Genomic DNA, 24,100 nt, shown 5'->3' with positions numbered 1-24,100 from the left:
CGAAATGTCCGGGAATGGTTTGCCGCCCGCAACCATTTCGCCATAATGTTCGAGGATCGCTTCAATGCGTAACCGTATCTGAAACCCGCATGGGCCAGACCAGATACACAAAGTTCATGACACTCCCAAAACTCGGGGCAGATCATCATATTTTGCAACAATGCACCAGTGCGCTGGCTTACCTCTGGCGTGGCACCGATTTCTTCAAAAGAAATCGGACCGAAATCTTTTTAAGATTTCGGTAATACCCCATCCGCTTGACGCGCCATGTGCACAACCACGAAACACAGACCGTGAGGGGCAGATTCCAATTGTAACCTTTTTGCGAGGAATTCTGGAAACTCGCATTTGCGCACCCAAATATAACCTATGGCGCTGGGCTGGAACACCCGCGCCGCACTGTTACTGTCCCTCGTTCCGCACCTGTGCCCGGCCTCAGCGCCGGGCATTTTTCTATTGCGAATAAGAAAGATAGGCACCAGCATACGGTCATGCAGAATGCCTCGGACGCGACTATTCATACCATCTTGACCGTTACCCGCAACATTGCGCTCGTAGGATTTTCCGCGAATCCTGCGCGCCCCAGCCATGATGTCGCACGCTTTCTGGTCGCCAATGGCTATCGGGTGATCCCGGTCAATCCGGGTCTTGCAGGGCAAATGTTCGAGGGCGAGCCCATCCGTGCCAAACTGTCGGACTGCCCAGCGGACGTGGAGCTGGTCGACATCTTCCGCCGCTCTGACCAGGTTGGCCCCGTGGTGGACGAGGCCATCGCTCACCTGCCCAATCTGCGCGCAATCTGGATGCAAATTGGCGTGCATGACCCAGCGGCAGCAGAGCGTGCAGATGCTCACGGCCTGAGCGTGGTCTGGAACAAATGCCCTAAAATCGAAATTCCACGCCTGCTCGCCTAAACTGCGACGGCGCGCCCGGACCAGAAGCGCCACATTAGCAAAATGCCTGCCGTGGCCAGACCCAACACAAGTCCGATCCAGATCCCCGGCGCGCCCCAGCCGAGCACCAAGCCAAAGACATATCCCGCCGGGAACCCAATCCCCCAATAACTGAACGCGGCAATCCACATGGGAACTTTTGTATCCTGCACCCCGCGTAACAAGCCCATGGCCACAACTTGCGCGCCATCGGCCAACTGGAACAGCGCCGCAACCATCATCAGGACAGCCCCCAGCGCGATGATCTGGTTGCGTGCAGGTTCATCAGGCGACAGGAACAACCCGACCACCCATCCCCCATACAGCACATAAATCACCATAGTCACAAGCGCGAGACAGGTCGAAATCAGAATGGTCGCCTTTGCGGAAGCCCCCAGCGCCTCTGTATCGCCCCGCCCGCGCGCGCGTCCGACCAGGACTGTGCCGGCATTGGAAAATCCCATATGGATCATGAACATGGCAGCCGATATCTCGATCGCAATACCGTGCGCGGCCAGTTCCAAAGTGCCCAGGCGACCAACCAGCACAGCCACGGCGGAAAACAAGGCCGTCTCTGCGACTAGCGCCACCCCAATCGGCCAGCCCAAGCGCCAGACCTGCCCCATAGCCTGCCAGTCTGGGCGCCAGAGCCGTTGGAAGAGCGTGTAACGCCGCAAGCTGGAAGCCCGCGCACAATAAAGCGCCAGCCCGACCACGGTCGCTACCTGCACCCAAACAGACGCATGTGCCGCGCCGCGCACACCCATCGCGGGAAAGCCAAGATTTCCGAAGATCAACACCCAGTTCAGCGCCACGTTCAGAAACACCGCAGCAACTGTCAGCCATAGCGCAACCTGTGTTCGGCCCAAGGCGGCAAGGTAGTTCTTCAGAACCGCCACTAGCAACGCGGGTAAAAGCGCGACGCCCATCAGCCGCAGGTAATCTTGCGCCAGAGGCACCACTTCGGGCGGCTGGCCCAGCGCGCTTAGGATTGTCCCGGAAAACCAGAAGATTGGATAGACCGCCACCGCGAACGCCACCGACAGCCAAAGCCCCATGCGGGTTGCACGGCGCACCTCGGCATCTTGGTCCGAGGCGGCGGCGGTCGCCACCAGCGGCATCACGGCATTTGCGAACCCCAAACCGAAAGTGAACATTGCAAAAAAGACGGCGGCACCGATAACACTCGCGGCGAGGTCGACGACGTCATACCAGCCCAGCATGATCGTATCCGTGACAGCCAGAAGAAACTGCGCAAGATGACTGCCTGCCAAAGGCAAGCCCAGCGCAAGAACGGCGCGTAAATGAGCACGGAAAGAGCGGACGGGCACTGTCATAGTCGTTCCAGTATCGCTTGCCCGCTATTCGGGCAAGATCGCCCGTCTAAAATTTAACTTGTGCAGCTTGCGTGCAGGTTAAAAGTCCAGGCCCAGGTCCAGAACCGGTGCCGAATGCGTAAGCGCACCGACCGAGATGAAATCGACCCCGGTCGCCGCAACGTCGGCAATGCGGTCCAGCCGCATATTGCCAGAAGCCTCGGTCACAAGCCGCCCATCGACCATCCGGACCGCGTCTGTCAGGGTTTCACTGTCCATATTGTCCAGCAACACCACATCCGCGCCGCCCGTGGCCAGCACTTGCTCGAGCTGCGCCAGTGTATCGACCTCAATCTCTATGCGCATCATGTGGCCCGCACGGTCGCGCGCGCCAGGCAGAACCTGCGCGACCCCCCCGGCAGCGGCGATATGGTTGTCCTTGATAAGGATCGCATCTGACAAGCTATAGCGGTGTGGGCTGCCACCACCATGTTGCACCGCCTGTTTTTCGACCAACCGCAGGCCGGGTGTGGTCTTGCGTGTGCAGGTTATGCGCGCCTTGTGACCCATGGTTTCCGCTACGAAAGCGGCAGTTAACGTGGCAATACCGGTCAGACGCCCCATGAAATTCAGCGCCACCCGCTCGGCCGAGAGGATCGAGGCCGCGGCCCCCTCGATTGTCAGGATCGTGTCACCCCGCGCAATCCGCGCACCATCCGGGCAGAGCACGTTTACACGCAAGGCAGGGTCGACCAACCGAAAGGCGATCACCGCCGCTTGCACACCAGAGACAACGCCGGGTTCGCGCGAATTCAGTCGCGCGCTATAGCTTACATGCGGGCCGATCACGGCACGGGTTGTCGCGTCACCATTAGGGCCAAGATCTTCGATCAGCGCGGCGCGCACCAAGGGTTCCAGCAGCAGGTCGGGCAAAGGGGGAATCATGCGCGCTCCATGGCTGTCGCGTGGGTAATGAAACTGCGCGTGGCCTGCGCAGGGTCGGTGGCTGGGTAATCGTCACGCCAATGCGCCCCCCGGCTTTCACAACGCGCAAGGGCACTGGCAGCGATCAACCGTGCGGTCGCGCACATATTGGCGAAATCCGGACAATCGGGTTGGGCGGTGTCCAAATTGTCTATTATTGCCAAAGCCTTGCGCAAACCATCGCCGGTGCGGCGCACACCGACCAGCGCGGTCATGGTCTGGCGCAGACTGGCAACACCGTCGAGGTCCAGGACAACACCTGTGCCGTTGAACGCAATCGTGACCGGCGCGGCTATGCTTGGGGTAATGCGCGCGGAAATGTCAGTGGCGCAGGCGCGGGCGAAGACCAGCGCCTCCAACACTCCGTTAGAGGCCAGCCGGTTCGCGCCGTGCAACCCTGTCGAGGCCGCCTCGCCGCAGACCCAAAGCCCGGACATCGAACTGCGCCCAGTCTGGTCCACCGCCACGCCGCCCATGTGGTAATGCGCGGCCGCCGCAACAGGGATGGCCTGTGTGACCGGGTCAATACCGGCACGGCGGCAGGCTTGGGCGACGACCGGAAAATCCGTGACCACCTGCGCGCCCAAGGCCGTGCGAGTGTCCAGCATGGGGCGTGCGCCAGCTTGGCTTTGCGCAAAAACTGCGCGCGCCACAATGTCGCGCGGGGCAAGTTCGGCGTCAGGGTGTTCCCCCAGCATGAAGCGGGTGCCATCGGCGTTGAGCAGCACCGCCCCCGCCCCGCGCAAGGCTTCGGTCGCCAAGGGGGCCGGGTCCAGCCCGACATCCATCGCGGTTGGGTGGAACTGCACGAATTCCATGTCGGCCATGCGCGCGCCCGCCCGCGCGGCCATGCCCATCACTTGGCCGCGAATGCGTGCGGGGTTGGTGGTCAGCGCGTATAGCCCGCCAGAGCCACCACCCGCCAACAGCACAGCAGGCGCGCGCAAGTCCACCGCAGCGCTGACGCCCGCCGCGCTGAGTTGCGCCAGACGGACACCAGATACCCGGTTGCCATCGGTCAGCAAACCTTGGGCAATAACGCCTTCCAGAACCTGCACAGACGGGGTTGCCCGCACCACGGCAATCAGCGTTTCCATGATCTTGCGGCCCGCCTGATCGCCCTGCACGCGAACCACGCGCGCGGTGGAATGGGCCGCCTCGTGGTTCAGGACGAACCCGCCTTTATCGGTGCGGTCAAAGGGCGTGCCGTGCTGCGCCAGATCAAGGATATGGTCGCGCGCGGCTTGTGTCACCATGCGCGCCACATTTGGGTCAACCGTGCCCGCACCCGCGCGCAGCGTATCCGCGGCATGAGCTTCCGGCGTGTCGGGCGCGGCCATCGCGGCGGCAATGCCACCTTGCGCCCAAGCCGATGACGCGCCTTCGCCAAGCGTTTCGGGAGAGATGACCAGAACCGGGCGCGGGGCCAGTGCGAGTGCTGCATAAAGCCCGCCCAAGCCCGCGCCGACAATCACGATCCGCGAGGTTTCCAAATGCCTAGCCCTTCGCACCAAGGTCGATCATGCGTTGCACCGCCAAGCGCGCCTTGTCGGCCACGTTCTCTGGCACGGTAATCTCGGTGGTCATGGAGTGCAGCGACCACAGCACCTTTTCGAGCGTGATTTTCTTCATGTAGGGACACATGTTGCACGGGCCGATGAATTCGACATCCGGGTGCGCGTCAGAAATATTGGACGCCATGGAGCATTCTGTCACCAGCATCGCGCGTTCGGGCCGCTCTGCGCTGACATAGTCCAGAATACCTTTGGTCGAGCCGGAGAAATCGGATTCGGCCACCACATCGGGGGGGCATTCGGGATGCGCGATAATGCGGGTGCCGGGGTTCCAGTCGCGAAACTCGCGGATATCTTGGGCGGTGTATTGTTCATGCACAATGCACGAGCCTTCCCACCAGACAATGCGCTTTTCGGGCACTTGGGCGGCCACGTTCTGCGCCAGATACTGGTCAGGTGTCATGATGATCGTGTCGGCATCGAGCGCGCGGATGATCTGCACCGCATTGGCAGAGGTGCAGCAGATATCGCTTGCCGCCTTCACATCGGCGGTGGTGTTGACATAGGTCACAACCGGCGCGCCGGGATACCGCGCACGCATTTCGGCAATGCCCGCCGGGGTGATCGATTCGGCCAGCGAACAACCCGCATCCATGTCGGGCATCAGCACCGTCTTGGCCGGGTTCAGAATCTTTGACGTTTCGGCCATGAAATGCACACCGCATTGCACGATCACATCGGCATCGGTTTGCGTGGCTGCAATTGCCAGTTGCAGACTGTCGCCCACCACATCGCCGATGCCGTGATAAATCTCTGGCGTCATGTAGTTATGGGCCAGAATTGTTGCATTTCTGTCGCGCTTCAGCGCGTTGATCGCAGCGACATACGGGGCATGAATGGCCCAGTCGGCGGGCGAGACGACACGCGCCATACGGGCATATTCGTCTTGCATCTTTGCCGCCAGATCGGGGTTCGGGGCTAGGTCGTATTCCGCGCGCAACGTGTCGCGGATATTGGGCATGTCCAGCATGGCATGGCTCCTGTCACTCTGCCCAAGGCCATAACGACCGGGCGGGGGGTAGCATATGGGGGCTTTCCCCAACGGAACAAGGGACGAACCGTCGCGCCCCATGGCGAAGGCTGCCTCTATACCGGGCGTTTATGCGCTTGCGGCGGCCCTGTCCAGCCACAGCACCGACGCCAATGTCGCTTTGCACCGTGAAGCGCCGCAATTTGGCGATGCAGGCGCTGCGGTGCTTTGTAGAAAGGCAGGACACCCGCCTGACCCCTCAGCGCGGACCCTAGTGGAGTGTGCGACATGGCAGAACCGGCGATGGACATGAACAGCGCGGCAGGTGGACGGCGCGGGCGCAGCGGCGGCGGCGGTGCCGCCCGGCGTGCGGCACGGTCTGCGGTCAGTCTGGAAACTGCGAAATTTATCGAACGCAACATTCCGAATCTGGAAGTGCTGAACGAAGAAGCCTTGGCCATTATAGAGACCAATGCCGAAACCGTCCTGGCAGAGATCGGGGTGAATTTTGCCGATAACCCCGCCGCGCTGGAGCGCTGGCGCGACGCAGGTGCCGAGATCGAGGGCGAACGCGTGCGCATACCGCGCGGATTGGCGCGCCAACTGTGCGCGACTGCGCCTTCGGCCTTTACCCAGCACGCCCGCAACCCCGCGCGCAATGTCGATATCGGCGGGCGCAACCTTGTGCTTGCCCCGGTCTATGGCCCGCCTTTCGTGCGCTCCGCCAGTGGCGGTCGTCGCTACGCCACGATGGAAGATTTCCGCAATTTCGTGAAGCTTGGCTATATGTCGAAATGGCTGCACCATTCCGGCGGCACGGTCTGCGAGCCGACCGATGTGGCCGTGAACAAGCGCCATCTGGACATGTTACATGCCCATATGACGTTGTCGGACAAACCATATATGGGGTCTGTCACCGAACCCGTGCGCGCCGAGGATTCGGTAGAGATGTCAAAGCTGCTGTTCGGGGCCGATTTCGTCGACCAGAACACGGTGATGACCTCGCTCATCAATATCAACAGTCCGCTGACATTCGATTCGACCATGATGGGCGCGCTGGAGGTTTACGCCCGCGCCGGGCAGGCTTGCATCATTTCGCCCTTCATCGTGGGCGGGGCGATGGCACCCACCACGGTTGCCGGCACGCTGACACAAGTGCTGGCCGAAGTGCTGGCGGGCGTGGCCTATAGCCAGCTTGTGCGCCCCGGTGCGCCTGTCATCATGGGCGCCTTCGTGACCTCTATTGACATGAACAGCGGCGCGCCCACTTTCGGCACGCCGGAAGCCGCGCTCATTACCTATGGCGCAGGGCAGTTGGCGCGGCGCTTGGGCCTTCCCTACCGCTCTGGCGGGTCGTTCTGTGGGTCCAAGCTGCCCGACGCCCAAGCCGCCTATGAAGCCGCCAACAGCCTGAACATGGCAATGCTGGCTGGTGTGAACTTCATGCTGCATAGCTGCGGCTGGCTGGAAGGTGGGCTTGTATCCTCTTACGAGAAATTCGTGATGGATGCCGACCAGCTTGGAGCGTTGCACCACATCGCCAAAGGGGTCGACATGTCCGAGAACGGGCAAGCGATGGACGCATTGCGCGAGGTTGGACCCGGTGGGCATTTCCTCGGCTGTGCGCATACGCAGGCCAATTTCAAGGATGCGTTCTGGCGGTCAGACCTGCTGGATTACAAACCGTTCGAGACATGGGACGAGGAAGGCGCGCGCGACACGCAAACACTGGCAAGCTTGCGCGTGACAAAGATGCTGGGCGATTACCAGCAACCCAGCCTCGACCCTGCCGTGAACGAGGCGCTGGCCGATTACGTCGCGCGCCGCAAGGATTCGGAACCGGACGCATTCGGCTGATCTTCCAAGCGGTGATATATAAGAAAAAGGGCCGCCCGTTTGGGCGGCCCTTTTTCTGTTGCCGTGCCAGCGCAGATCAATCCGCGCCGCGCGCCGCGTTCTTTGGCGTGAGGAACCCACGCTGGATGGCGAAAGCCAGCGCCATAATACTTAGCCCCATGATGTCTGACACCCACCCGCCAGAGATCATGGCAAGCGCGCCCACCCCGATCACTGTGCGCAAATATGGGTTCACCTTGCCAAACAGCCAGCCCTGCACGGCGGCCGCCAACAGGTAGACCCCCAACATCGCCGTCGCAAAGACATGCAGCACTTCCAACCAAGAGCCCTGCATCAGCAACGCACCGTTATAGAAGAACATGAATGGCACCACGAAGGCCGCAAGCCCAATCTTGAACGAGGTCACAGAAGTCTCGATCGGATTTGCCCCCGAAATCCCCGCCGCCGCATAGGACGCAAGTGCCACAGGCGGTGTGATGGCCGACAGAACCGCGTAATAGAACACGAAGAAATGCGCGGTCAGTTGCGGGATACCCAGGTTCACCAGCCCCGGTGCCACGACCGATGCCGCCACCGCATAGGCTGCTGTCGTCGGCATCCCCATGCCCAGCAGGATCGCGATACACATGGCAAAGAACAACGCCAGCAGTTGCGAAGTTTGCGCAAGTCCCAGCAGCAGGTTGGAGAAACGTGCACCAACCCCCGTCAGGCTGATAACCCCAACGATAATCCCGGCACAGGCACAGACCACGATGATCTGGATCGACATCTGCCCGGCGTTTTCAAACGCCTTGTAAATCGCCTTCAAGTCCATCCGGTAAGGTGTCAGCCAACTGACCACCGCCGCCGAAATCGTGGCGAGCGTTCCCGCGCGTATGACCGAATAGCCTTGGAACAGCGCCACGATCAGGATGATGATGGGCAGGAACAAGAACACCTTTTTCAGCAAGTCAGGCAGTTGCGGCAACTCGTCTTTGCGCATACCGCGCATGCCCAGTTTCGCCGCCTCGAAATCGACCATCAGGTAAACGCAGGCGAAATACAGCACCGCCGGGATGATCGCGGCAATGGCAATTTCCTGATATGGAATGCCAGTGATCTCGGCCATGATAAAGGCACCCGCACCCATGATCGGCGGCATGATCTGCCCACCCGTGCTGGCCGCCGCTTCCACCGCGCCCGCAGTCTTTTTCGGGTAGCCCACTTTTTTCATCAGCGGGATGGTCAGAGACCCGGTCGCCACCACATTCCCCGCGCTGGTGCCGTTAATCATGCCCATCAGGCCCGATGCAAAAATCGACACCTTGGCCGGCCCGCCACGCGCACGCCCTGCTGTGGCAAAAGCGAAATTCACGAAATAGTCGCCCACTTTCGAGGCCGACAGGAACGCGGCGAAAATGATGAACAGGATGATATAGGTCGACGACACCGCCGTGGTTGGTCCAAGGATGCCCGCATCGGTATAGACTTGGCTGAAGAACCGCTGCCATGAGATAGCAGGCGCGTTCAAGAAGCCGGGCAGGTATTGACCGGTAAACACGTAAATCAGGAAAACAACCGAGATAATGACCAGCGCCAGACCGGCCACACGGCGCGTCAATTCCAGAATAAGCAGTGTGCCCGCCAATGCCGCAATGGAAATGCCGATGGGCGCAAAGGGCGTGCCGGTGGAATTGCGCATCAGCGTGCCAAACATGACGATCAGATAGGTCGCCACGGCGATCCCGCAGATGCCCAGCACAAGGTCAGTCACGGAGAACGCATGGCGCGGCAGGCGTTCGACCCATGACAGGCCAATCGCGCCCACGGTCGCCACCATCAGCGGAATGCCGAACAGGTAGATTTCGCGGAATTTCAACGTGGCATCCATGCCGTTCCACATGACACCGCCTTCGATCAGCGTGCCGAACCAAGCGGCCGCGCCGACCGCGAACAGCGCGGGCAACAGAAGCAACCAGGACAAGCCACGGACCAGCGGGTTAGGGCGAATATCGTTATCCGCATCGGAAAACCGTGCAGAGGCAAACAGCATGAAGCCCAGAACCAAAGCGCCCGCGACATGCACAATACGGAAATTCCACGTCTCCATGGGGAAGCGGGGCAAGAATGCGATATTCACGCCCGTCCAGTCTCGGATGGACAGCCCGTTCAGCGCCGCCATGTGGAAGGCCGCGTAAAAGGCGGACAATATGCTGGCGACAATCAAAATCTTGCCATTGAACTGCCGTGCGTTGCCGACCACGGGTTCTTCATCAATGCCTTCGGCGACAATAGGTGTAATCTGATCGGAGGATTTGTCTGACACGGGCGTTCCCTGCTCGTATGCTTGGGCCAGCAGTGCCGCCCGAAAAAGGACAGGGCCATCCCTGGTGACAGGAATGGCCCGAAAGAAGAGGCTATCAGCCGCCGTAGATCATGTCGGCGGGAATATCCGCACCGGCATTTTCCTGGAACCAGCGCGCCGCACCGGGGTGCCACATCAGAACGCCGTTCTTGTCCCAGTTTTCGGGAATGGTGGACGCGGCGGCACGGTGAATGTTCACCATCCGCGCGTTGTCAGACATCACGACATTGGTTGCTTCGTAGACAAAGCTCTCGGGCAGGTCGCAATTGGCAATCGCGAAGTTCCACATCGACACGGACCGCGCAGGTGCCTCGAGCGTGGTGTAGGTGCTGGCGGCAATATCGAAATTGGACACCGGGAAGGCTTCCATGATAGCGGCCTGCTCTTCTTCCGTGAACTCTATGATGTTCACGTCGGTTTGCACTTCCAACTGGCTGACTGCGGGCACCGGCACACCTGCGGCAAAAGCAATCACGTCCAGCAGACCATCTTGCAACTGGCCGCCAAGGTCGGACCAACCGCCATTGCGACGCTCAAAGTTCACACCCAATGTTTCCATCATCCGCGGGAAGTAGGTGTCAGAGGTGGACCCAGCCGGACCAAACCCGATCCGCGCGCCATCCGGAATTTCCGAAATCGACGTGATGCCCGAGGACGACAGCGCGGTTACGCTGAATGGCGTCTGATACATCGGGAACATGGCGCAAGCCTTGTCCATCGCCAGACCGGGGGCGATTGGGTTCGTGCCACCCAGCGATTCTGCTGCCGGGCCCATAGTGGTCATGCCGAACGCCGCGTCGCCTGTGTGAACCAGCGCCATATTTTGCATGGGGCCGCCGGTGACTTCGCCACCGCCGGACAGACCAAGCTCTTCAGCCACAAGGTTTGCCCAACCAGAACCATAGGCGAAGTAGGTTCCACCCTGGCTGGCAGTGCCAACGGTGAAGCTTGCGGGCCAGTCGGAACGGTCTTGTGCTTGCGCCATGGTTGCAGTCGCAAGTGCAGCAGCGGCCAAGGCCGTGAAAGTGGTATAACGCATGAAGATCCTCCCATGGATTTTGCGTATTTTCGCTGTCCCTGTCGCCCCCTCACTTGGGCGACACGGCACAACGCAGAAGGATAGAGCAAGAACCCGTATTGCAAGTCCGACAATGGCGCTCGGTCAAGTTAGCGCAACCAAAGTCAGGCTGTGTGTAGAAACCTACCCATCACACGGGCGTCATGTGTCGAATGCTACTCATCCGCGGGCGATTCCTGAAACTGCGCCTTGTCGATACCGTGGCGCGTCAGCTTGTCATAGAGCGCCTTACGCGACAGGCCGAGGGATTCGTAGACGGGCTTTAGCGCGCCACGATGCCGGATCAGCGCATCGACCAGCAGTTTGCGCTCATGTGTGGCCATCATATCGGACAGCCGCCCGGTGCCAATATCGGCGGTCGGGGCATCCAATTCGGCAACGCCCAATGCGTGCCGTTCGGCTGCGTTGCGCAATTCGCGCACGTTTCCCGGCCAATCCAGCGACGAAAGCTGCGCCAGCATAGCTGGGTTAGGGCGGCGGGCGGTCAGGCTATGCCGCGCCTGTGCACTGGCCAGAAGCTGCGTGAACAAGGCAGGAATATCCTCTGCCCGGTCACGCAGGGGCGGCACGGTCAAGCTGACCGCGTTCAGGCGATACAGCAGATCGGGCCGAAACCGACCCTCCGCGACCAACTCCTCCAGCGGGACACGGCTGGTGGCAATAAAGCGCACATCCAGTTCGCGCGTGTCATTGGACCCTAGCGGAGAGATCACGCGTTCCTCGACCACGCGCAGGAACTTGGCTTGCAGGTCGGGCGGCATGGCACCGATATCGTCCAGCAGAATCGTGCCGCCGCGCGCATGGTCGAATTTGCCGGACCGGGCGCGCAGCGCACCGGGAAACGCCCCTGCTTCATGCCCGAACAATTCCGATTCGATCAGCGTTTCGGGCAAGGCGCTACAGGTGATGGCCACGAAAGGCCGCGCCGCGCGCGCCGACATGTCATGCAATGCGCGCGCAACCACTTCCTTGCCAGTTCCGGTTTCGCCCACGATCAGCACATCCGCATCCGAGGGGCCGATGGTGCGGATCTGTCGCCGCAGCACAATCATGGCGTTAGAGCGCCCGACCAGCCGCGCTTCCAGATCATCGGCCTGCCCCGCGACCGCGCGCAGGCGGCGATTGTCCAGCACCAGCTTGCGATATTCCAGCGCGCGGGCGGCTATGCTGGCCAATTGCGCGCCAGAGAAGGGCTTTTCTATGAAATCATGCGCGCCTTCGCGCATGGCGCGCACCGCCAGCGGCACATCGCCGTGCCCGGTAATCAGGATGACGGGAATATCCGGGTCAATGTCGTGGATGCGGGTCATCAGGCTCAGCCCATCCAGCCCCGGCATACGGATGTCAGTAATAACCACGCCGCCAAACCCGGCGGTGATACGATCCAGAACCGGCTCTGCACGGGCGAACCCTTCGGTTGCCAACCCTGCAAGGTCCAACGCCTGATCGATCGAGCGCCGCAAATCCGCGTCATCATCGATCAGAAACACCGGGGCTTTGGTCATTCCGCAGCTTCCACTGTTTCCAGACTGGCGGCCCGCAACGTCAGCGTAAAGACCGCACCGCCCTGCGGATGGTTGGCCACGCGCAGGCTTCCGCCGAAATCGCGCACGATATTGTAGGTGATCGACAGACCAAGGCCCAAGCCCTTACCAACCTCTTTGGTTGAAAAGAACGGGTCGAAAATGCGCGCCTGCAAAGCCTCTGGCACACCGGGGCCGTGGTCGCGCAGCGTGATCTCGACCATCTCACCCTGCTGGGACGCGCACAGATGCAAGCGCCGATCCTCGGCCCCATCTTCGATCACGTCCAGCGCGTTAGAGATCAGATTCACCAACACCTGTTGCAGACGCACCAATCCGCCCGTGACCACCGGCGCGGGCACGCCAAGATCCAGCTCCAGCGTTACCCCGGTCTTGTCCAGACGCCAGGCCAGCACATCGCGGGCACCCGACACGGCATCGACCAAAGGCACCGGACGAAGCTGTTCATTCGGTTTGCGGGCGAAGTTGCGCAGATGTCGGCTGATCCGCGTCATACGGTCGACCATCCCAAGGATCTGGCCGATCGTGTCGCGCGCTTCGGGCACGCGGTCGCGATCCAGATAAACGGCAGCATTTTCGGCGTAATTGCGCGCGGCGGCCAAGGGCTGGTTAAATTCGTGGCTGAGCGCCGCTGACATTTGACCAAGCGCTGCCAGTTTGCCCGCCTGCACCAGTTCAGCTTGCGTCTGGCGCAAACGACCTTCGGCCATCCGACGCTCGGCCACTTCTTCCTGTAACGCGATATTGGTGGATTTCAGTTCAGAAGTGCGCTGCGCGACACGGGCTTCCAACTCTGCGGCAGCGGCCTGCTGAACGGCCAAGCGCTCTGCCAATTGCCGCCGCCGTTGCCACAGGCTGAAGGCCGTCAAACCCAAAAGGCCCAACGCCAAAGCGACACTGCTGACCAGCGCAAGCGCCTGTTGATACGCGCCCGCCGTGGGCAAAAGCACCTGCATCGTCCACCCTGCGCGCGGCATATAGGTTCGCAATGCCAAGAATTCCTCGCGCCCCCCATCATGGGCAACAGCCCGCAACACGGCATGTCCGCCCGGAGCCGTATCGCGAATATGCTCGATCGCGCCAATATCCGCATCGGCATAGCGGCGTGTCTCGCGCGTTAGGGCCAGACGTGCCGGGTCCAACGCGCCAAAGGTGTGAAACAACCAATCAGACCGATAAGACAGGAAAACAATGTCTTCGGTGTCGGTCACGATAATGCGCAAACCATCATAGGCCCACGCACGTTCAATCTGCTCCAGATCAATCTTGATGACCACGACGCCCAAACGGTCGCGCCCGATATCTACGGGGGCGCCAAAGTAATAACCCCGCTTTTGCGATGTAGTGCCCATCGCATAAAATCGGCCCAAACCTCCGGCCATTGCCTCTGTGAAATAGGGGCGGAAACTGAAATCTCCGCCGACAAAGCTGCGCAGTTGATCGTAGTTGCTGGACGCCAATGTAATGCCGTTGTGGTCCATGACATAGATCACCGACGCGCCGGAACGCTCGGCGTTTTCGCGCAGGAAGCGATTGGCGGCATAGACATGGCCGGCATCGTCGGGATTGCGTAGCAAGGCGCGCAACGCCGCTTGTTCGGCCAATAAACCCGGCAAACGCTCGAAGCGCGACAACAACCCGGAGAGGCTGGCGGCCGCCAGTGTGAGCGTGTTGGCACCGCGGTCGTTCAACTCCGCGAATTGGGCCTTGAGCGCGCGATCATAGGCCAGCCGCGTTGCACCAATTGCAAGCAGCAGCGCCAATGCGCCCAGAAGCCACAGCAGTCGCACGTTTCGCAAACCCATCGCGCCGCCCCGGTTGGTCAGGGCTTAACAAGACACCCGAAGCGCGGCGCTTGTCAAACCGTCAGGCGTTGAACAGGAAATGCAGAACATCGCCATCCTGCACCGTGTAGGTCTTGCCTTCGACCCGGAACTTACCGGCATCTTTCGCACCCGCCTCGCCATTATGGGTGACGTAATCATCATAGGCCACGGTTTCGGCACGGATGAAACCGCGTTCGAAATCACCATGAATGACACCGGCCGCCTGTGGCGCCAGAGTGCCGCGCGGGATGGTCCAGGCGCGTGCTTCCTTGGGGCCAACGGTGAAATAGGTTTGCAGGTCCAACAGCGCATAGCCCGCGCGAATCAGCCGGTCGAGGCCGGGCTCCTCAAGCCCCATTTCGGACAGGAACATCTCGGCCTCATCGGCGGCAAGCTGGCTGATCTCTTCCTCGATCTGGGCGGAAATCACGACATGGCCCGCGCCTTGGGCGGCGGCCATTTCGGCCACGCGGGCAGATTGGCTGTTGCCGTCGGCGGCGGCAGATTCTTCGACATTGCAGACATACAGGACCGGCTTAGAGGTCAGAAGCTGCAACATTCGCCAGTTTTTGCGCTCATCAGGCGCGACTTCAACCGTGCGGGCGGGCTTGCCATCTTCCAAAGCCGCCAGCGCGCGACGCAACAGGGCGTCTTGCTCGACCGCTTCCTTATCGCCGCCGCGAATCTTGCGAGTCAGGTTGGCCAAGCGCTTCTCGATCGAGTCCATATCGGCGATCATCAACTCGGTTTCGATGGTTTCTGCATCGGCAACCGGGTCGATCTTGCCCTCTACATGGGTGACATCATCATCTTCAAAGCAGCGCAGCACATGGGCAATCGCGTCCACCTCGCGGATATTGGCCAGGAACTGGTTGCCCAAGCCTTCGCCCTTGCTTGCCCCGCGCACAAGGCCCGCAATATCTACGAAGGTCATCCGCGTGGGGATGATCTCTTTCGATTTGCCGATTTCGGCCAGTTTGAACAACCGCGCATCCGGAACGGCCACATCGCCCACATTCGGCTCAATCGTGCAGAAGGGAAAATTCGCCGCCTGCGCGGCAGCGGTCTTGGTCAGCGCGTTGAACAGGGTCGATTTGCCGACATTCGGCAAACCAACGATTCCCATACGAAAGCCCATGCTATCCCCCAAGGCTGCGGTTTCGCCCGCTTCTAGGGTGTGACCCGGTTGGACACAAGCCCAGCGCGACGCTTGGCGTGGCGATTGATTCTGCCATCGTTTTAGACCAAACCCGTAAAAAACCAGAGAGACGCCATGACCCGAATCGACACCACCTTCGCCAAGTTGAAATCCGAAGGCCGCAAGGCGTTCGTCTCTTATATCATGGCGGGAGATCCCGACACGGCGGCCTCGCTGGACATTATGCGCGGACTGCCGGGCGCTGGTGTAGACATCATTGAACTGGGTGTGCCCTTTACCGACCCGATGGCCGATGGTCCGACCATTCAGCTTGCTGGCCAACGGGCCTTGGATGGTGGCCAGACATTGGAAAAGACCCTTCAGATGGTGCGTGACTTCCGCACCGAGAACGACACCACCCCCATCGTGTTGATGGGGTATTACAACCCGATCTATTCGCGCGGGGTGGATCGGTTCCTGACAGATGCCAAGGTGGCGGGCGTGGATGGCCTGATCGTGGTCGATCTGCCGCCAGAAGAAGACAGCGAGCTGTGTGTGCCCGCCCAAGCGGCAGGGTTGAACTTCATCCGGCTCGCCACGCCGACGACGGACGCCGCGCGTTTGCCGAAGGTTCTGCAAAACACATCGGGCTTTGTATATTACGTCTCAATCACCGGAATCACCGGGGCCGCTGCCGCGCAAGCCGCAGACGTGGCGCCAGAGGTCGCGCGCATTAAAGCCGCAACAGACCTGCCGGTTATTGTGGGATTCGGCATCTCAACGCCCGATACGGCACAGGAAATTGCCAGCGTTGCCGATGGCTGTGTGGTCGGGTCTGCCATCGTCAAGCAAATTGCAGACGGCAAACCACTAGCCGAGGTGCTGGGCTATGTAGCAGGGCTTGCCGAGGGCGCGCATCGCGGCTGAGGCGCGTTAGCGCCCAGCCATGGCAATGTTGCGGGGGGCTTCGCCCAGAACGACCGCCCACCACAACTTTCCGTTTTCGTCCTGATGCCAGCCAACACCCAAATCGGTCGCGCGCGGGTCCAGAATGACCTGCCGGGTTTCCGGCTCTATCATCCAGGCGTTGACGGTTTCGATCTCTGTCTCGAAGGTTTCAGAGATCAATTCGCCGATAAATGCGCCCTGATACCCGGCGCGCTGGGTGCGCAGAATCGGGCTGGACCCGTCTGACCCCCAATGCCACGGCCGCTGCTGAAACGACATGTCCTGCGCATGGGTCGCTCCGGCGCTGGCCAATTCCAAGCTGCTGGTCAACGGTGGCAATCCGTTCTGCGCGCGCATGGTGTTGATCCCGTCCTGCATACGCTGGCGCACACGCGGCGCGTCATTCGGGCCAATCCGATACACTACTGGAACCGGTTTGCCATCCGGCCCCATGCGCATGGGCGTGTTCATCGTAGTGCAGGCGCTCAGGCCAAGGACAAGCAGCAGGAACGGGACAAGCAAACGCATGATAAAGACTTTCAGGACAGGGACCGGCAGAGCCTTAGCCGGTTCGACGCGCCGATTCAAACACAACTCGGCGTGAACAAGGCATGGTGTGGGCCTTATGGCATGCTTGGGCCCGAAAAGTGTTGCGAATTTGACGACGCCTGCGAAATCTGAGGTTAACGCGCAATCGGCAAGTTGCGTTCCGCAGTGTAAAATGATTTCACCCGAAATACGACATTTCGTCTTGGGAGTCGGCACAAACATTCTGTGTCGGCGAATTCTGGAGGTTACTATGAAAAAGATCGCACTCGCAGCTGCTCTGTCGATGGCCGCAACCACCGCTTTTGCTGGTGGCCACGGTGGCAAGTATAAAGAGCCGGTTATCGAACCTGCTGTTGTTGTCGAAGACGTGAAGTCTTCGTCCGCTGCCGGCATCATCGTTCCGCTGATGCTGCTTCTGGTTGTGGCTGCTGCTGCCGCTTCGCGCTAAGCACTGCCGACCTGAAAAAGAAAAATGGTGGGCTTAGGCCCACCATTTTTTATGTCCAACGCGGCATGTCAAATCAGATGCGGACAGCCTCAGAAGCCATCCACTCCAGCTACATTATGACCAGCCTGACAGGTTCTCTTCGATGACTTCTGTCAAAGCCGCAATGTGAAGCGGGTCGTCATTCAGGCATGGAATATAGGTGAAATGGTCGCCGCCAGCGTCCTCGAAGCTCTCACAGATTTCCTCGTTGATCTCTTCCAGAGTCTCGATGCAATCGGCCGAAAATGCAGGCGCAATCACGGCCAGACGTTTCACGCCCTGCTTGGCCAGATCCGCGACATGATCCACCGTGTAGGGGCGTAGCCAACCTTCGGGACCAAAAACCGATTGGAAGGTCGTCTGGATTGATCCTTCCGGCCAGCCAAGCTCTTCGCGCAGCAGACGCGTGGTTTTCTGGCACTGGCAATGGTAGGGGTCACCCTCCATCAGGTAGCGCTTGGGCATACCGTGATAGGATGCCACCAGCACCTCGGGCTTTTCCTCCATTGCATCGTAGGCGCTGCGGACTGACGCGGCCAAGGCCTTGATGTAGGACGGATGCTCGAAATAGGGTGCCACGGTGCGCGCTGCAGGTTGCCATTTCTGAGTCATCAAGGCACGGAAGAACTGGTCGCAGGCGGTCGCAGAGGTCGCCCCCGCGTAATGCGGATACAGCGGGAAGAACAAAATCTTCTCACAGCCTGCCTTCACCATCTCATCCACTTTCGACGTCGTCGATGGGTTGCCATAGCGCATGCAGAAATCGACCATGACGTTATCGCCATACTTCGCCGCCACAGCCTCTGCGATCTTCGCGGTCTGATCCTTGGTAATGGTCAGAAGCGGGCTCTCATCCTTGTCGGTGTTCCAGATGGACTTGTAATTGGCCCCGGATGTGAAGGGCCGTTTGGTCAAGATTACCAGTTGCAGCAAGGGCTGCCACAGCCATGCCGGATAATCGACCACGCGCTTGTCGGACAAAAATTCGTTCAGGTAGCGCCGCATCGACCAATAATCGTAATTGTCGGGTGTGCCCAGATTGGCGAGCAAAACACCAATCTTGGCTTGCGGCAGCGCAGGGTGGTCGGCGTCGGCATGCGCAAGTCGCCCGGTGCCGGGCTGGTCCATATGGACTGGGCATTTCGCCGTGGGCTGAACGGGCTTCGCCTCTAGCATTGCTTCGTCTTTCATCTCACCGCCTCCTGAACACTTTGGCGGACATAGCGGATTTTGCCGCAGATTCAATCTTTGGGCTCCATTTTCACTGTCTCGGGCAGCGGAACCTCGTTGGCGCCCAACGCGTCGGCCAGCCGTGCCTTGGCCGAACCGGGGCGCAGAGGCTTGGGCTGATTACTGGACGGAGCCCAGCCAGACAAGAAAATGAGTTCGAAGCCAGCCATGTAAGCCCCGTCCCGCGTTGCGAAGCTTTCCGCATAGAGCTTGCGCGCAGTCGAAAACAGCGCGCGCGCGGTCATGGAACGAGGCCGTGCGGCCAGTGCATTTCGTTCGCCCATCGCGCGCAGATCGGCAAATAACGTATCCAACTCTTGGTATGCGACGCTTTGGCGCAGGGAGTCCGCGACCGGCAATGCAAAGCCAGCCCGCTGCAAGGCGGCCCCCAGATCGCGAATCTCCGCCATCGGCAGAATGCGGGCGCTCAAGCCCCCGCGCAGCTCTGATTCCGCCTGCGCCAAAACGGCGCGCAATTCTGCCAGCGTCTGCCCCCCGAACAAAACGCCAAGAAACAGGCCATCAGGCCGCAGCGCACGACGCGCCTGCACCAGTTGGCCAATCGGATCATCGGCCCAATGCAGCGCCATGGCGTGGATGACCAGATCATGCGCACCTTCCGCCAAGTCCAGAACCGGGGTGTCGGGCACAACCCGCGCGCCCGGCAGCAGATCGCCCCAGAGAGTTGGCAACCCGGTCACAATGGCCGGGGCCGTAAACGTCCTGTTAACCATTCCGAGCCTATCCTGAAGCTCCTCGCGGGCCAGGTCGTGCAGGAACATTGGGCCACCTGCACGGGCGCGGTTGCGCAAAAGGGCGGCACGATCGGTCAGGCGTGGGGTGGTCATGGCAGGTCCGGGCTTTGCATAAGCCGCATCTAAGCGCAAAGACATCGAAATGCAAAACGCAACGCAGTCACATGACAGCAGGCTCCGACATGTCGGACACGGTGTGTTAAACGCGCTTTACCCGCCCCAATGCGTGACCTGCGATGCAATGGTGGCCGATGCTGGCGCGCTTTGCCCCAAATGCTGGCGCGAGATGCCCTTTATCGACGGGCTGTGCTGCGACGCCTGCGGCCTGCCCTTGCCGGGCACGGACCCCGGCACCCCGGTCCATTGCGATGAATGCCTGACATTCGCCCGCCCATGGGAACAAGGGCGCGCTGCGCTCTTATATGGCGACAAGGCGCGCAAACTGCTTCTGGGGCTGAAATATTACGACCGGCTGGACCATGTGCCTGCTGCTGCAAAATGGCTATCGCGCGCGGCAAAACCCATGCTCCGCCCCGATATGTTGGCTGCCCCTATTCCCCTGCATTGGACCCGGTTCCTGAAACGGCGCTACAATCAGGCGGCAGAACTTAGCAGGGCGCTGGCCAAGCTGCACGGGCTAGAGCATTGCCCGGACCTGTTGCGCCGCACCCGCGCCACCGGAACACAGGACGGGCGCGGTAGACTGGGCCGTTTTAACAATATGGAGGATGCGTTTACCCCCCACGCACGACAAGGCGGACGAATAGAGGGCCGCCACATTTTGTTGGTTGATGATGTTATGACCGCCGGGGCCACGTTTGCCGCCGCTGCCGAATGCTGTCTGGCTCATGGCGCGGCTTCGGTGCGGGTTGTGGCATTGGCGCGCGTTGCACGCGCGGAATGATCCTCTATACTGCGCAAAACACACGCGCAGACATAGGGATGCCATGCAACCGATTGAAATTTATACGTCGCCCCTGTGCGGCTTTTGCCATGCCGCGAAACGGTTACTGACCCAAAAGGGGGCCAGCTTTTCAGAGATCGACATCGCACGGAACCCCGACCGCCGCCCGGAAATGATGAAGCGCGCCGGTGGCAAACACACGGTGCCGCAGATATTTATCGGCGACACGCATGTTGGCGGATGTGACGAACTTTACGCTTTGGAGCGGGCGGGTAAACTTGATCCGCTGTTGAAAGGCTAAGCCGATGACCCTGCGCGCCGCCCTGTTGCAGCTTAACTCCTCGGACAATCCTACTGCCAACCTAAACGCAACCTTGGCCCTGCTGCGCGAGGCGCATGCAGGCGGCGCGCAAATTGCGATGACGCCAGAGGTGACAAACTGTGTTTCGACCTCGCGCACCGGGCAGAACGCGGTCTTGCAGGACGAGGCCTCGGACCAGACCCTTGCCGCCATTCGTGATCTGGCCGCGGAGCTGGGATTCTGGGTGCTGATCGGGTCGTTGGCGCTGAAAACCAACGATCCGGATGGGCGCTTCGCCAACAGGTCTTTCCTGATCGGCCCCGATGGCGCGATCATGGCGCGATATGACAAGATACATATGTTTGACGTGCAGGTATCAGAGTCGGAAATCTACCGCGAATCGGCAGCGTTCCGTCCCGGTGATCGTGCTGTTGTGGTCGACACGCCTTTCGCGCGGTTGGGCCTGAGCATTTGCTATGACCTGCGATTTCCCATGCTCTACCGGGCCTTGGCACAAGCCGGTGCCCAAGTGTTGTGCATACCGGCCGCCTTCAGCCCGGTGACGGGGGCCGCCCATTGGTTAAGCCTGCTGCGCGCCCGTGCCATTGAAAATGGCGCTTTCGTGGTCGCGCCTGCGCAAACCGGGCTGCACAAGGCCCAGGATGGCCGCGAACGGCGCACGCATGGGCATGGCATGGTCATCGCGCCTTGGGGCGAAGTCCTGCTGGACATGGGCCGCGACCCCGGTGTGGCCTTGGTCGATCTGGACCTTGCGCGGGTCAAGGATGCCCGCGCCCGCGTCGGCTCGCTGACGCATGACCGGGCCTTTCTGCCCCCGGATGCTCCATGAGTTCTGACGTTGGAAATGCGCTGTTCAGCGAACTTCTGATGGCCGACCAATTGGTGCGCAACCGGCTGTCCAAGGTGTTGCCCAAGGGAATGGAACTGTCGCATTTCGGGGTATTGAACCTGTTGGCGCGCTTGCAGGCAGAGCGGACGCCTGCGGAACTGGCGCGGGCGTTCCACGTCACGCGCGGGGCCATGACCAACACGTTGAGCAAGCTGGAGTGGGCCGGATATGTCCATATCCGCCCCGACTGGGACGATGCACGGCGCAAACTTGTGTCGATCAGCCCCTCCGGCAAAGCGGCGCGTGATGCGGCTCTGGCCGCGATCAGCCCGCTGATTGACGACATTGCGCAATCCTTGGGCGATGCCCGGGTGCGGCAGACTATTCCGGTCTTGCGCGAAATCAGACTGCGGCTTGAGGGACCATAAGATGTCCAAACCACGGATCACAGCATATTCCGCCAGTCTCGCGCGGGACAGGTTTGGTCCATATGCAGGGGTAGCAGCGCAGAGGCAGAAGCTGCCCCGCAAGATGTGATGATTCGTCTTGCGCAACGCGCTGCAATCTATGGTTCGCAACAACGCAGCATAGGCTGGGTATTTAGAATCGCAGACAAGCTGACGGGCGCAAACCTGATGCGCTGGCGACCGGCCTACCCCTTGCGCAGGCGCTCGGCAGATTCGTGGATCGCCTTGTATTGCCCACCAACGCGGTGAACATAAAGGTAATCCGGCAACACGGCCGACATGGGCGTGGGTTTCAGGCCCAGTTCGGCAAACCCCTTCGCGCCATCGCTGACCACATTGTCACGGGCAAGGTTGCGCACTTGATCATGGGTCAGCACCCCGTTGGTGAACAGCCCGAAGCTGATCTTTTGCAGGATATCGAAGCTCGCGCCCATGATCTTGGCTGCAAAGAACGGCACGTTCAGCAAGACCCGGTTGCGCCGAATCTCCGCAAGCATCTGCACCATCAATTCGCGGAAGGTAGCGACATCCGGCCCACCCAATTCATAGATGCCGGGGGCAACCCCTGTCGTCAGCGCCAACTCGGCGGCGGCGGCAACGTCATCGACATAAACAGGTTGAAAGCGCGTATTAGCACCCACCATCGGCAGGAACGGGCTAAAACGCGCCATTCCGGCGAAACGGTTGAAGAACTGATCCTCGGTTCCGAAGACGACCGAAGGCCGCAAGATGACAGCATTCGGCATGGCGGACTGCACCAGCGCCTCGCCCTCGGCCTTGCTGCGTTGATACAGGCTGTCGGACCCGGCATCCGCTCCAATGGCAGAGATATGCACCATGGAGGTGATCTTCTGCTCTGCAGCGATGCGCGCGATTCTGCCCGCACCTTCCGCCTGCACCGCGTCGAAGCGGTTTTTGCCCACTTCCCCCAGAATACCAACGCAATTGACGACCGCATTGGCCCCCATCATCACGGCGCGGACTGAGGCATCATCGCGGATATTGCAAAACACCGGCTCCACCTGACCGGGAGAGCCGTAGGGTTTGACATGCAGCGCCTCATTGGGGTGACGCACCGCGACGCGCACGCGCCAACCGGCCTTGGCCATGCGCCGCGCGATATACCGCCCGACAAAGCCCGAGCCGCCATAAATCGTGACCAGTTTCGACATGCCGACCTCCGCCTGTTTCGACCTTGTGAATACCTGTGTGCTGCGGTCGCGGCAAGGGTATCAGGCTTTTTTCGGACACGGCAAGAATTTGCGCAATTCAGCCGTTGACAGTGCCGCACACCAAATCTAAAAGCCGCGCTACGCAACCTGCCCAGGTGGCGGAACTGGTAGACGCGCTAGCTTCAGGTGCTAGTGCCCGTACGGGCGTGGAGGTTCGAGTCCTCTCCTGGGCACCATGCTTTTCAACTAAGATGTTGAATTGTATTGTAGAAATATCCGGGCAGGTTGCGCTCATCCCCCTAAATATACACCCTCTGAGCTTTACTTGAGCTCCAAGTTGGTCTTGGGCCAATCAGTTTGAATACAACTGCGCCTGCATCCTATGAAACGCATCCTTGATCTCGGGCAGGCCACCTAATCGATTCTTCGCTTCGCCGACGCTGCCATATCGTGCAGCCAAGAACTGGCCGAGTTTTGTTGTGGCTAGCTCGTGTTCGCCGTGACGCTCATATGCGTCGAGGATGATGATCAGAAGCGCCTTCATATCCTCTTGCAAGTTTGCCAGTCCGCTGTGTTTGACTGCATCCGCACGGTCATGGCGTGTCTTTGGGTCGTTTGTGAACATCACATAACCCAGCACGTCGAAGAGATCGCTGTCGGGTGCATCGACCAGTCTGCGAATGTCGTTCAGGCGGTCAGTGTCATAGCCACGGTCTGAAAGCTGTTTCAGGAACGTCTCTCGGCTGTGAGAGTGTCCGATCTTCTGTGTAACCGGGATCTGGTCCATGCTTCCTGAGAGGAGCAAGGACGATGACGATTTCCAAGGAACTGCTGGACGAACTTCTGAAGGGCTGCGAGCGCCCTGAAGATCTGC

21 protein-coding genes, 1 tRNA gene and 1 pseudogene are annotated in these 24,100 nt (G+C 60.4%); 9 read left to right on the top strand and 14 right to left on the bottom strand.

Annotated features, from left to right (window positions below; genetic code table 11):
• The first annotated feature begins 491 nt into the window (after positions 1-491).
• Positions 492-914, top strand: coding sequence for a CoA-binding protein (locus M3N55_RS15820; protein ID WP_249060834.1), 423 nt, complete (start codon positions 492-494; stop codon positions 912-914).
• Here M3N55_RS15820 and M3N55_RS15815 read toward each other — a convergent pair.
• The 4 genes from M3N55_RS15815 to nadA form a co-directional block, all read right to left on the bottom strand.
• Positions 911-2,269 (bottom strand): MATE family efflux transporter, encoded by a 1,359-nt coding sequence (locus M3N55_RS15815; protein WP_249060833.1) that lies wholly within the window; start codon positions 2,267-2,269, stop codon positions 911-913. The two genes, M3N55_RS15820 and M3N55_RS15815, sit on opposite strands and share 4 nt — an antisense overlap.
• 78 nt (positions 2,270-2,347) lie before the next feature.
• Positions 2,348-3,193, bottom strand: coding sequence for a carboxylating nicotinate-nucleotide diphosphorylase (gene nadC, locus M3N55_RS15810; protein ID WP_249060831.1), 846 nt, complete (start codon positions 3,191-3,193; stop codon positions 2,348-2,350).
• Positions 3,190-4,725, bottom strand: coding sequence for an L-aspartate oxidase (locus M3N55_RS15805; protein ID WP_249060830.1), 1,536 nt, complete (start codon positions 4,723-4,725; stop codon positions 3,190-3,192). The genes nadC and M3N55_RS15805 overlap by 4 nt, the downstream gene beginning before the upstream one ends.
• Positions 4,726-4,729: 4 nt before the next feature.
• Positions 4,730-5,776 carry a quinolinate synthase NadA gene (gene nadA, locus M3N55_RS15800; protein WP_249060828.1) on the bottom strand — a complete coding sequence of 349 codons (1,047 nt, stop codon included), beginning with the start codon at positions 5,774-5,776 and terminating at the stop codon, positions 4,730-4,732.
• Between the two features lie 309 nt (positions 5,777-6,085).
• Between nadA and M3N55_RS15795 the strand changes: the two genes are divergently transcribed.
• Positions 6,086-7,633, top strand: coding sequence for a trimethylamine methyltransferase family protein (locus M3N55_RS15795; protein WP_428982682.1), 1,548 nt, complete (start codon positions 6,086-6,088; stop codon positions 7,631-7,633).
• A gap of 76 nt (positions 7,634-7,709) precedes the next feature.
• On the opposite strand, the gene M3N55_RS15790 is transcribed toward M3N55_RS15795, so the two are convergent.
• The 5 genes from M3N55_RS15790 to ychF form a co-directional block, all read right to left on the bottom strand.
• The gene (locus tag M3N55_RS15790) at positions 7,710-9,938 is read right to left on the bottom strand and encodes a TRAP transporter permease (RefSeq protein WP_249060826.1); all 2,229 of its coding nucleotides are present in this window, start codon (positions 9,936-9,938) and stop codon (positions 7,710-7,712) included.
• Between the two features lie 94 nt (positions 9,939-10,032).
• Complete coding sequence (locus M3N55_RS15785; protein ID WP_249060825.1) at positions 10,033-11,016, bottom strand: TAXI family TRAP transporter solute-binding subunit; 984 nt, start codon at positions 11,014-11,016, stop codon at positions 10,033-10,035.
• A gap of 194 nt (positions 11,017-11,210) precedes the next feature.
• Complete coding sequence (locus M3N55_RS15780; protein WP_249060824.1) at positions 11,211-12,560, bottom strand: sigma-54-dependent transcriptional regulator; 1,350 nt, start codon at positions 12,558-12,560, stop codon at positions 11,211-11,213.
• Positions 12,557-14,404 carry a sensor histidine kinase gene (locus tag M3N55_RS15775; protein ID WP_249060823.1) on the bottom strand — a complete coding sequence of 616 codons (1,848 nt, stop codon included), beginning with the start codon at positions 14,402-14,404 and terminating at the stop codon, positions 12,557-12,559. Before M3N55_RS15775 ends, M3N55_RS15780 begins: the two co-directional genes overlap by 4 nt.
• Before the next feature lie 61 nt (positions 14,405-14,465).
• The gene (gene ychF, locus M3N55_RS15770; RefSeq protein WP_249060822.1) at positions 14,466-15,563 is read right to left on the bottom strand and encodes a redox-regulated ATPase YchF; all 1,098 of its coding nucleotides are present in this window, start codon (positions 15,561-15,563) and stop codon (positions 14,466-14,468) included.
• A gap of 135 nt (positions 15,564-15,698) precedes the next feature.
• Here ychF and trpA point away from each other — a divergent pair, with 135 nt between their 5' ends.
• Entirely contained in the window at positions 15,699-16,490 is a 792-nt protein-coding gene (gene trpA / locus M3N55_RS15765) for a tryptophan synthase subunit alpha (protein WP_249060821.1), read from the top strand.
• Between the two features lie 6 nt (positions 16,491-16,496).
• On the opposite strand, the gene dalA is transcribed toward trpA, so the two are convergent.
• Positions 16,497-17,039 carry a divisome-associated lipoprotein DalA gene (gene dalA, locus M3N55_RS15760; RefSeq protein ID WP_249060820.1) on the bottom strand — a complete coding sequence of 181 codons (543 nt, stop codon included), beginning with the start codon at positions 17,037-17,039 and terminating at the stop codon, positions 16,497-16,499.
• Positions 17,040-17,310: 271 nt separating this feature from the next.
• Between dalA and M3N55_RS15755 the strand changes: the two genes are divergently transcribed.
• Entirely contained in the window at positions 17,311-17,508 is a 198-nt protein-coding gene (locus M3N55_RS15755; RefSeq protein WP_249060819.1) for a hypothetical protein, read from the top strand.
• A 114-nt stretch (positions 17,509-17,622) separates the two neighbouring features.
• On the opposite strand, the gene hemH is transcribed toward M3N55_RS15755, so the two are convergent.
• Together hemH and M3N55_RS15745 are read right to left on the bottom strand one after the other, a co-directional pair.
• Positions 17,623-18,675 carry a ferrochelatase gene (gene hemH / locus M3N55_RS15750; RefSeq protein WP_249060838.1) on the bottom strand — a complete coding sequence of 351 codons (1,053 nt, stop codon included), beginning with the start codon at positions 18,673-18,675 and terminating at the stop codon, positions 17,623-17,625.
• A 113-nt stretch (positions 18,676-18,788) separates the two neighbouring features.
• Entirely contained in the window at positions 18,789-19,625 is an 837-nt protein-coding gene (locus M3N55_RS15745; RefSeq protein WP_249060818.1) for a methyltransferase domain-containing protein, read from the bottom strand.
• Positions 19,626-19,728: 103 nt separating this feature from the next.
• Between M3N55_RS15745 and M3N55_RS15740 the strand changes: the two genes are divergently transcribed.
• Genes M3N55_RS15740 through M3N55_RS15725 form a run of 4 tightly spaced genes read left to right on the top strand, consistent with a single transcriptional unit; the run spans position 19,729 to position 22,015 of the window.
• The gene (locus tag M3N55_RS15740) at positions 19,729-20,436 is read left to right on the top strand and encodes a double zinc ribbon domain-containing protein (RefSeq protein ID WP_346429283.1); all 708 of its coding nucleotides are present in this window, start codon (positions 19,729-19,731) and stop codon (positions 20,434-20,436) included.
• A gap of 43 nt (positions 20,437-20,479) precedes the next feature.
• Positions 20,480-20,737, top strand: coding sequence for a glutaredoxin 3 (grxC, locus tag M3N55_RS15735; RefSeq protein ID WP_249060816.1), 258 nt, complete (start codon positions 20,480-20,482; stop codon positions 20,735-20,737).
• Between the two features lie 10 nt (positions 20,738-20,747).
• Entirely contained in the window at positions 20,748-21,587 is an 840-nt protein-coding gene (locus M3N55_RS15730) for a carbon-nitrogen hydrolase family protein (RefSeq protein ID WP_249060836.1), read from the top strand.
• Positions 21,584-22,015 carry a MarR family winged helix-turn-helix transcriptional regulator gene (locus M3N55_RS15725; RefSeq protein WP_249060815.1) on the top strand — a complete coding sequence of 144 codons (432 nt, stop codon included), beginning with the start codon at positions 21,584-21,586 and terminating at the stop codon, positions 22,013-22,015. Before M3N55_RS15730 ends, M3N55_RS15725 begins: the two co-directional genes overlap by 4 nt.
• A gap of 224 nt (positions 22,016-22,239) precedes the next feature.
• Here the strand turns inward: M3N55_RS15725 and M3N55_RS15720 are convergent, their stop codons facing one another.
• The gene (locus tag M3N55_RS15720) at positions 22,240-23,226 is read right to left on the bottom strand and encodes a complex I NDUFA9 subunit family protein (protein ID WP_249060813.1); all 987 of its coding nucleotides are present in this window, start codon (positions 23,224-23,226) and stop codon (positions 22,240-22,242) included.
• Positions 23,227-23,375: 149 nt separating this feature from the next.
• On the opposite strand from M3N55_RS15720, the gene M3N55_RS15715 reads away from it, so the two are divergent.
• Positions 23,376-23,462 (top strand) — tRNA-Leu (locus tag M3N55_RS15715).
• A 116-nt stretch (positions 23,463-23,578) separates the two neighbouring features.
• Here M3N55_RS15715 and M3N55_RS15710 read toward each other — a convergent pair.
• A pseudogene (locus M3N55_RS15710) lies at positions 23,579-23,971 on the bottom strand (type I restriction-modification enzyme R subunit C-terminal domain-containing protein); the annotation flags it as partial.
• Between the last annotated feature and the right edge of the window lie 129 nt (positions 23,972-24,100).

Source organism: Roseinatronobacter domitianus, from assembly GCF_023336755.1.
Lineage (GTDB): Bacteria > Pseudomonadota > Alphaproteobacteria > Rhodobacterales > Rhodobacteraceae > Roseinatronobacter > Roseinatronobacter domitianus.
The sequence above is the reverse complement of the archived record's forward strand: the minus strand, read 5'-3'. Positions and strand labels throughout refer to the sequence as shown.